Origin of the sequence: Bradyrhizobium viridifuturi (assembly GCF_001238275.1) — a bacterium.
Lineage (GTDB): Bacteria > Pseudomonadota > Alphaproteobacteria > Rhizobiales > Xanthobacteraceae > Bradyrhizobium > Bradyrhizobium viridifuturi.
Window position 1 is genome coordinate 1 of the sequence record NZ_LGTB01000124.1, and the last position, 762, is coordinate 762.

Annotated in this window: 1 pseudogene; it reads left to right on the plus strand. The window is 67.2% G+C overall.

Annotation, left to right across the window (positions count from 1 at the left end):
• Nucleotides 1-762, plus strand: a pseudogene (locus ALC15_RS40920) (hybrid sensor histidine kinase/response regulator); the annotation flags it as partial.

The window sequence follows — 762 nt, forward strand, 5'->3', positions numbered from 1 at the left end:
TCGAGGCGACCGAGGCGGAGCCCGAGGGCAACGACCGCGATCTGATCGATCAGCTCGAAGCGATGGTCGAGCACGGCATGGCGGCGATGGCCGCTGCTGATGCCGCCGCTGAAGAAGATGTGCCGGTCGTCGAAGCGCCGTCCGTGCAGGCAGCAATGACCGAAGGCACGCTGGTGGTGCAGACGCTGGAGCGTCCGTTGCGTCCGGGTGAGGTCTCGCTCGACGAGCTCGAGCGCGCCTTCCGCGAGACCGAGACCGAAGTCGCCGCGCCCGCGCCGGCTCCTGCCGCGAAGGCTGTCGCCGCAGCGCCTGCGCCCCGCCGCCGAGGCCGCTGAACCCGCCAAGAAGCCGGCCCGCAAGGCCGCCGCCGAAGACGTCCAGGAAGGCGACAAGATCGCCAACCAGTCGATCCGGGTCAATGTCGATACCCTCGAACACCTGATGACCATGGTCTCCGAGCTGGTGCTGACCCGCAACCAGCTCTTGGAGATCTCACGGCGCAACGAGGACACCGAGTTCAAGGTGCCGCTGCAGCGGCTCTCCAACGTCACCGCCGAGCTGCAGGAAGGCGTCATGAAGACGCGGATGCAGCCGATCGGCAATGCCTGGCAGAAGCTGCCGCGCATCGTCCGCGACCTCTCCGGCGAACTCGGCAAGCAGATCGAGCTCGAGATGCACGGCGCCGACACCGAGCTCGACCGCCAGGTGCTCGACCTGATCAAGGATCCGTTGACGCACATGGTGCGCAACTCCGCCGATCAT